Raw genomic sequence first — 7,990 nt, 5'->3', positions numbered from 1 at the left:
GGGCAACCTCGCGGCGGCCCTGGGCATCGACGCGCCGTCGCCCGTCGCCACCGTCGAGCGTGCGCAGCGCCCCGAGCACGAGACGTCACGGGAGATCAACGACCTGCTCATCGACGTCTTCTTCGAGTTCCGCGACCGCACCGAGGACGGTGGGCACGGTGAGCTCGCCACCGTCACCCCCGCCGACCTGCGCGCCGACCGTTTCGGACTGCAGCGCTCCCACGTGCGCGTCGACGCGATGGAGGCACCCCGCCCCCACCCCAACCCGGGTGTGCACGTCCCGGGCCGCCACCTCGTCCGCGGCATGGAGGTCGTCGTCGCCCCCGAGGTGGAGCTCGACCCCGACATCCTCATCGCGGAGTGCGTGAAGGCGGAACTCGTCTACTCGGAGAAGCTGACCCGCACCACCAGCGTCGTCGTGTGCAACGACACCGCTGACCTGCGGGGCAAGGCCATGCACGCGGTACGCAAGGGCATCCCGCTGCTCACCGACACCGAGTTCCTCGACGCGGTCGAGCAGGTGCAGAGCCGTCCGCGACGCTAGGACTACTGTGGTGGCATGAGTTCCCCACGTTCCGGTGTCCTGCGCCGCCTGCGATCGAGGGCGGCCACCACCGCCGCACAGCTGGCCACCACCGCCTCCCGTCTCACCGGCCGCGGTGCCGGTGGCATGATCGGCGGCCTGGTGGCCAACGCCATCGACCCCACCATCATGGAGAACCTGGGCCGCGGACGCCCGACCGTGCTGGTCACCGGCACGAACGGCAAGTCCACGACCACCCGCATGCTGGCTGCCGCCATGCGCTCCCGGTTCAGCATCGCCACCAACGACGGCGGCGACAACATGGACGCCGGCATCATCTCCGCCCTCCTGGCCGGTAAGGACGCCTCCCACATCGTCCTCGAGGTCGACGAGCTCCACGTCCCCGCCGTCGCGGAGCGCCTGCGCCCCGAGGTGATGGTGCTGCTCAACCTCACCCGCGACCAGCTGGACCGCGTCGGTGAGATCAACAAGATCGAACGCGCCCTGCGCCGGGCGGTCACCGCCCACCCGGACATGCTCGTCATCGCGAACTGCGACGACGTGCTCATGACGTCCGTCGCCTTCGACGCCCCGAACGTCATCTGGGTGTCCGCGGGCGCCGGCTGGATCGGCGACTCCGTCTCCTGCCCACGCACCGGCGGCCACGTCGTCCGCGAACAGAACGACTGGTGGGCCGTGAAACCGCTCCCCGACGGCCGCACCTTCCGCCGCCCCACCCCCACCTGGACCATCACCGACTCCGGCCTGGAGTCCCCGCACGGCTCCTCCGCGCTGTCCCTCAAGCTGCCGGGCCGCGCCAACCGCGGCAACGCCACCCAGGCGATCGCCGCCGCCGTCGAGGGCTTCGACGTCCCCCTCACCGACGCCATCGCGGCCGCCGAGTCCGTCGACAACGTCGCCGGCCGCTACTCCACCATCCGCCTCGGCGAGCGGGACATCCACCTGCTGCTGGCCAAGAACCCCGCCGGCTGGCAGGAGGCGCTGTCGATGGTGGACCGCTCCGCCGACGGGCTGGTCATCGCCGTCAACGGCCAGGTCGCCGACGGTGAGGACCTGTCCTGGCTGTGGGACGTCGCCTTCGAGGACTTCGAGGGACTGGTGGTCAAGGCCGCCGGCGAGCGGGGCACCGACCTCGCCGTACGGCTCACCTACGCCGACATCGGGCACGAACTCGTCCCCGACCCCCTCGCCGCCGTCCTCGCCTGCCCGCCCGGGCGCATCGAGGTGCTGGCCAACTACACCGCCTTCCGTGACCTGAAGGCCGCCCTGCAGAAGGAGACCCACCGTGGCTGAGCTGACCATCGGACTCGTGCTTCCCGACGTCCTGGGCACCTACGGCGACGACGGCAACGCCCTGGTCCTGCGCCAGCGCGCCCGCATGCGCGGCATCACCGCCGAGATCCTGCCGATCCGCCTCGGGGAGGCAGTCCCCGAGTCCCTCGACATCTACTGCCTCGGCGGCGGCGAGGACACCGCCCAGATCCTCGCGGCGGAGCACCTCATCGCCGACGGCGGCCTCACCCGCGCCGCCTGGGCCGGCCGCCCCGTGCTCGGTGTCTGCGCCGGCCTGCAGGTCCTCGGCGAATCCTTCCGCGCCGGCGGCCGCGTCGTCGACGGCCTCGGACTTCTCGACGCCACCACCATCGGCCTCCAGACCCGCGCCATCGGCGAGGTCGCATCGACCCCCACCCGCGCCGGCATCACCGCCGACCTGACGGAGCCGCTCACCGGCTTCGAGAACCACCTCGGCGCCACCCTCCTCGGCCCGGGCGCCGAACCCCTCGGCCGCGTCACCCGCGGCACCGGCAACTGCGATGTCGCCGCCGCCGCCGACGACGTCGCCGACGGCACCAAGCAGCGCTTCGCCGAGGGTGCCGTGCAGGGCAGCGTCATCGCCACCTACATGCACGGCCCCGTCCTGGCCCGCAACCCGCAGCTGGCTGACCTGCTGCTGGCCCGCGCGCTGGGGATCGGCCTCGCCGAGCTCGAGCCGCTGGAGATCGCCGTCGTCGACCGCCTGCGACTGGAGCGCCTCAAGTAACCTGGGGCTTATGCATCGAGCCCTGCTCCCGGCCTGCGCCGTGCTGCTCACCGGCTGCACCGCCCTGCCCCTCGACGTCGAGGGCACCTTCGACCGGGCCTCCGGCGGCACCCTCGTCGTCGGGGTGTCCGAGCACCGTCCCTGGGTCCACGTCGACGACTCCGGTCACGTCACCGGATCGGAGGCCGACCTCATCACCTCCTTCGCCGAGTCCATCGACGCCACCATCGACTGGGCCGAGGGCCCGGAGAGCGTGCTCGCCGGGAAGATCCGGGACGGGGAGGTCGACGTCGTCATCGGCGGGCTGACCGCCTCCTCCCCCTGGGCGGACTTCATGGCCCTGACTAGGCCCTACCAGACCGTCGGCGAAGAGGAGATGGTCATGGGGGTGCGCCTCGGGGAGAACGAGCTGCTGGTCAACCTGGAGCGTCATCTGGCTCGGGAGTTCGGGGAGATCCGGTGAACGCCGACAAGCAGGCACTCGCCAGGGCCGTCCGGCTGGAGTGGATCACACTCGCGTCGACGGCGGTGACGGTGGTCCTGGTGGGGCTCGTCGCAGGGCAGTCGCAGGCGATGCGTGCCGCGTGGATGGAGGACATGCTGGCGTTCCTGCCGCCGATCGCGTTCCTCATCGCCGTGCGCTTCATCCGCCGCGCGCCGACGGAGCAGTTCCCCTACGGCTACCACCGGGCTATCGGCATCGGACACCTGGTGGCGGCCACCGCACTGCTCATCATGGGTGGGCTGCTGCTGTTCACCTCGGTGTCCGGCCTGGTCGGGCGGGAGAAACCGCCGATCGGCATCACGGTGATCTTCGGGCACGACATCTGGGCGGGCTGGCTGATGGTCGCCGTCATGGCGGTCTCCGGTGTCCCGCCCGTCATCCTCGGCCGGATGAAGCTCAAACTCGCCGAGCAGCTCCACGACAAACTGCTGCGTGCCGACGCCGACATGCTCAAAGCCGACTGGACCACCGCCTTAGCCACCATCGTCGGCGTCCTCGGCATCGGTGTCGGCCTGTGGTGGATGGATGCGGCCGCCGCGATCCTCGTGTCGGGGTCGATCATCTGGGACGGCATCACCAACCTCAAGGCCGCCGTCGGCGACCTCAGCGACGAACGCGTCATGCGTTTCGACGACTCCTCGCCCCACCCCCTCATCGACTCCGCCGAGGCCCGCGCCCACACCTTCCCCTGGGTCGCCGACGCCCGCGCCCGCGTCCGCGACCAGGGGCACGTGTTCCACGTGGAACTGTTCGTCATCCCCCACCCCGGCCAGGACCCCACGGTTGCGCAGATGGAGGAGCTGCGCCGCTCCCTCGAGGGGATCGACTGGAAACTACACGACGTCGTGGTCATCCCCACCTCCCAGATCCCACGGGCCCTGTCAACCGGGACCTGATGCGGCCTACCCGTGCCTGTGGATAACCACCGGTTGTCCACAGGCCGGGACAGGTGCTTCTCGACGTGCACCTGTCAGGGGTTTAACCTCCGTCCATGACCACCATCGAGTTACTGCGGAGCCTGCGGGCCATGACGGTCCTGGAGGAGATCTCCTCCGGTGCACTCACCCGCACCGACCTCGATGACCTCGGCTACCGCGACGCCGGCGCCTGGGAGAAACTCTCCGCCATCTACCACGGACCCACCCGCCACCCTCACCTCCAAACCACCGCCCGCCACGCGGCTGCCGCACTGTCCCTCGACGCGGTGATGACCATCGAGAAACACACCCGCAAACTCCTCCCCGGTGCCGCAGTGACGGAGTGGGAACTCCGCGTCGAACTGTGTCGGCTGCGTGGCACCGTCGCCGAGATCGACCACGAGGCTGCCGCCCGGGTCCGCGCCTACAACCGGGCCGTGGCCGACGCCGAGCAGAAGGCCCACGGAAAAAGAGCCCTGCGCGGCGGGAAGAACACCGACGCCCAGGGCCTGCGCACCTTCACCGTCACCGGCCCCGAACGGGCCGTCACCGGCCTGCTGGGCCAGGTGAGGGCCGGGGCAGCCCACCTGCGCCGCCACAACCCGCAGCTGACCTATGAACAGGCCATGTACGACTCGTTCATGGCCTCCCAGGGCGGTGGTGGCGCCGGGGCGACCGCCCCGATTCCCTATGTGGTGGTGCCCCTGCCGGAGTGGGCGAAGGTCCTGCACCACCAGGGCGATGAGACGGTCTTCGGGCTGACCGACGGGACCACCATGACGGGTAAGGAACTGCTCGAGCAGGTCACCGCCGAGTACCACGTCGCCGGGATCTACGATCCGGTGGCAGGTCCGGTCAACGCCTACCGCTCGGAGCGCACCGCCTCCCCGAAGCAGCGGATGATGCTGATCACCGAGTCGTTGACCTGTGAGGCGATGTGTGACACCGCGGCGGATGAGTGCGAGATCCACCACCTCATCGCCTGGAAGAACGGCGGGCGGACCAACGTCGCGGAGATGACGGTGCTGTGCCGCAAACACAACGCCCGCAACGATGACGACCCCGACCAACCACCCCGCCACGGACGGGTGGAGCGTCACCCGGGTGGGGTGTTGTTCCACCCACCCGACGGCAGCCCACCGAAAGCCAACCCTCATCCCCTGCGGGCCTACTCCGCCCGGGGGCTGGCCGGCACGCCCTAAAGCTGCAGCCGCCCGCTCAACGCCCGGGAAAGCGTCAGTTCGTCGACGAATTCCAGGTCCCCACCCAGGGGCATGCCCGACGCCAGACGGGAGACCACCAGGTCCGGGAAGTCCTTGAGCAGCCGTGCCAGGTAGGAAGCCGTCGCCTCGCCCTCGGTGTTGGGGTCCGTGGCGAGGATGACCTCATGGACGGTGGGGGCGGCGTCGTGAAGCGGGGCCGCCGGCGTGGAGTCAGCGAGCTCCCGGTCCGGCAGCACCCCACCGATACGCTGCAGCAGCTCCGTGATGTGCAGATCCTTCGGGCCGACATTCGCCAACGGATCCAGCGCCCCACCGAGCACATGGTAACGGCCGTTGTACTCCCCCGTGCGTTCGATGACCTGGATGTCCTTCGGCTCCTCGACGACGCAGATCATCCCGCGGTCCCGCCCCGAGTCCGCACAGATCCGGCACACCTCCTCGCGGGAGATGTTGCAGCAGATCCGGCAGAACGTCACCCCGTCACGCACCGCCTCCAGGGCGGCGGTCAGGCGGTTGATGTCGTCCGGCTCGACGGCCAACAGGTGGAAGGCGATACGCTGCGCACTCTTCGGGCCCACGCCAGGCAGGCGGGAGAGCTCGTCGATGAGATCCTGCAGCGGTCCTTCAAACACTCTGGTGCCTTTCCTCGATGGTCCGCTACGAGGATAGTGCCTGCCCCCGACATACCCGGCACCGCCCGCCGACCTGTGCGAGGATCCACCCCATGACATCCACCTGGAACACCCGCCCCGCCGACTTCGCCCTCCCCGCCCACTGGCCCCTCGACGAGGACACCCGCGAACACCTCGAGGACTACTGCTGGAGTCTGCTCGTCCGCGGCGAATCCGACGCCGACTACTACCTCGATGCCGTCACCGAGGAGGTGCCGGACATCGACGAGGAGGAGGCGCACGCGGTCGTCGAGAAGCTCATCGACGGGCGGCGCCGTCAGCTCGCGGAACTCGGCGACCCACCTGCTTCGCGCCTCAGCGAGGCTTTCGCCGAGCTGGAGACCATCGGTGTCATCGCCCGTGAGGACTTCAGCTGCTGCACCACGTGCGCGCACGACGAGATCCGTGACGAGCGTGCGAAGCTGCCCGGTGCCCGCGGTTTCGTCTACTACCACGAGCAGGACACGGAGCGCCTCATCGAGGACCGCAGCACCTACCTCGGGTACGGGACGTTCCTCGGGGCCGAGTCGGAGACGCTGAGCAACGCGGAGAAGCAGGCCACCTACGAACGTGTCACCGTCCGGCTGATGCGCGACGAGGTCGTCCCCGTCCTGCGCAGGCACGGCATCGGCGTCGAGTGGAGCGGGGACCTGGGGGCCAGGATCCTGCTCACCGACGTCGACTACTTCGCCGCGATCTAGCCGAGCATCCCGCCGAACGGGTCGCCGCCCTGGGACAGCGGGCCCATCTTCTCGGCGGCGAGGTTGCCGGCCTTCTGGTGGGCGTCCTGGAACGCGCCGAGGACGAGGTCCTGCAGCGTCTCGACGTCCTCCGGGTCCACGACCTGCGGATCAATCTTCACGTCGGTGACCTCGCCGCCACCGGTCATGGTCACGGCGACCAGGTTGTTGCCGGCGGAGCCGGTGATCTCGGTGGCGAGGATCTCCTGCTGCGCCTGCTGCAGCTTGGCCTGCATCTCCTGGGCCTGGGCGAGGAGCTGGGACATGTCCGGCTGGGTCATGGGATTGCCTTTCGTCGGTTGCTTTTACCGACGGCCATCCTACCGACTCACAGTCGACGCGCGCCGAGTTCCTGCTCCAGGAGTTCCACTGCGATGGTCGTCGCGTCCCGACGGTCGTAGGTGCCCGGTTCCTGGGCGGCCTTGACCATCTCGTCCTCTTCTTCGCGTCGCGACGGCGCCGCCTGCGGCTGCGGTACCGGAGCGTGGTGTTCCGGCGGGGCCATCTCCGGGTCATCCATCGGCTCCGGCGGCAGGGGCACACCGTCATCGAAGGACGGGCGGGCGGCCCGTTCCGCCGCCTGGCGGGCGGCGTTGGCGCGTCCGCGTTCGGCGATCTGCTGCCAGGACGGCTTCTCCGGCTCCGGGGCAGGCGGCGGGGTCGGCCGCTGCGGCACCTGCGGCTGCGGCGGCTGCGGCGGGGCAGCAGCGTCGCCACCGATCGCGCGTGGCCTACCCCAGGTGGAGGCCGGACTCTCAGGCTCCTCGGGTGCCTCGGGCTTCTCAGCGGGCTCGGGCTGCGCGGCCGGGGTCGGCGGGGTCTGCGGGGGCTGCGGGGTCCATGCCTCCTGCTTCGCGGGTGTCGGGCTGAAACCGGCGGCGGCCGGGTCCGTGCCGATCACGCACTGCACCTTCAGTTCACGGCGCGCATGCTCGGACACCACCTTCGCCACCACCGAGTTGTTCGACTCGGCGTTGAGACGCTCCGCCAGGGCGCCGGTGTTGTGGCCGAGGACCAGGGTGTCCTCGCGCAGGCCGAGCACGCGCGCCTCGGCGAGCATGATCCCGGCGACCTTGTTGCGGCGGGACACCTCCTCGCGGATCGTCGCCCACCCGGCGCGGATCACCTCGACAGGGTCGACAGGCTTCTCGACGACCGGCGGTGCAGACGGTGCCGCCGGTGCCGCCGGGGCAGGCTTCTCGACGGCCACCGGCTTCTCCACCTTCGCCGCCGTCTCGGCCGCCTGGGCGGCCTCAGCCGCCTCCCGGGCCCGACGCACCGAGGGACGTTCGAAGACCTTCCCCGAGGGCGCCGCGGCGGGGGTGGCCTGCGCGGCGGGTGCGGCGACG

At 70.4% G+C, this 7,990-nt stretch carries 8 protein-coding genes and 2 pseudogenes; 7 read left to right on the top strand and 3 right to left on the bottom strand.

Features of this window, described 5'->3' with window-relative positions; translation table 11 throughout:
- The 6 genes and pseudogenes from GXZ33_RS05880 to GXZ33_RS05855 all read left to right on the top strand — a co-directional run.
- Positions 1 to 544 (top strand): annotated as a pseudogene (locus GXZ33_RS05880) (DNA polymerase III subunit epsilon); the annotation flags it as partial.
- Positions 545 to 559: 15 nt separating this feature from the next.
- Positions 560 to 1,837 carry a Mur ligase family protein gene (locus GXZ33_RS05875; RefSeq protein ID WP_291339929.1) on the top strand — a complete coding sequence of 426 codons (1,278 nt, stop codon included), beginning with the start codon at positions 560 to 562 and terminating at the stop codon, positions 1,835 to 1,837.
- Positions 1,830 to 2,585, top strand: a complete 756-nt coding sequence (locus GXZ33_RS05870) for a glutamine amidotransferase (RefSeq protein WP_291339928.1) — start codon at positions 1,830 to 1,832, stop codon at positions 2,583 to 2,585. Before GXZ33_RS05875 ends, GXZ33_RS05870 begins: the two co-directional genes overlap by 8 nt.
- A gap of 10 nt (positions 2,586 to 2,595) precedes the next feature.
- A complete protein-coding gene (locus GXZ33_RS05865) occupies positions 2,596 to 3,048 on the top strand; it encodes a transporter substrate-binding domain-containing protein (RefSeq protein ID WP_291339927.1) in 453 nt (150 codons plus the stop codon).
- Positions 3,045 to 3,986: a cation diffusion facilitator family transporter gene (locus GXZ33_RS05860; protein WP_291339926.1), complete on the top strand. Its 942-nt coding sequence runs from the start codon at positions 3,045 to 3,047 to the stop codon at positions 3,984 to 3,986. The genes GXZ33_RS05865 and GXZ33_RS05860 overlap by 4 nt, the downstream gene beginning before the upstream one ends.
- Before the next feature lie 95 nt (positions 3,987 to 4,081).
- Entirely contained in the window at positions 4,082 to 5,209 is a 1,128-nt protein-coding gene (locus GXZ33_RS05855; RefSeq protein ID WP_291339925.1) for an HNH endonuclease signature motif containing protein, read from the top strand.
- On the opposite strand, the gene recR is transcribed toward GXZ33_RS05855, so the two are convergent.
- Complete coding sequence (recR, locus tag GXZ33_RS05850; RefSeq protein ID WP_291339924.1) at positions 5,206 to 5,862, bottom strand: recombination mediator RecR; 657 nt, start codon at positions 5,860 to 5,862, stop codon at positions 5,206 to 5,208. The genes GXZ33_RS05855 and recR overlap by 4 nt on opposite strands.
- Before the next feature lie 92 nt (positions 5,863 to 5,954).
- On the opposite strand from recR, the gene GXZ33_RS05845 reads away from it, so the two are divergent.
- Entirely contained in the window at positions 5,955 to 6,602 is a 648-nt protein-coding gene (locus tag GXZ33_RS05845; protein ID WP_291339923.1) for a hypothetical protein, read from the top strand.
- On the opposite strand, the gene GXZ33_RS05840 is transcribed toward GXZ33_RS05845, so the two are convergent.
- Together GXZ33_RS05840 and GXZ33_RS05835 are read right to left on the bottom strand one after the other, a co-directional pair.
- Complete coding sequence (locus GXZ33_RS05840; protein ID WP_291339922.1) at positions 6,599 to 6,922, bottom strand: YbaB/EbfC family nucleoid-associated protein; 324 nt, start codon at positions 6,920 to 6,922, stop codon at positions 6,599 to 6,601. The genes GXZ33_RS05845 and GXZ33_RS05840 overlap by 4 nt on opposite strands.
- 47 nt (positions 6,923 to 6,969) lie before the next feature.
- Positions 6,970 to 7,990 (bottom strand): annotated as a pseudogene (locus GXZ33_RS05835) (DNA polymerase III subunit gamma/tau); the annotation flags it as partial.

Origin of the sequence: Corynebacterium sp., from assembly GCF_012838985.1 — a bacterium.
Classification (GTDB): Bacteria; Actinomycetota; Actinomycetes; order Mycobacteriales; family Mycobacteriaceae; genus Corynebacterium.
The sequence above is the reverse complement of the archived record's forward strand: the minus strand, read 5'-3'. Positions and strand labels throughout refer to the sequence as shown.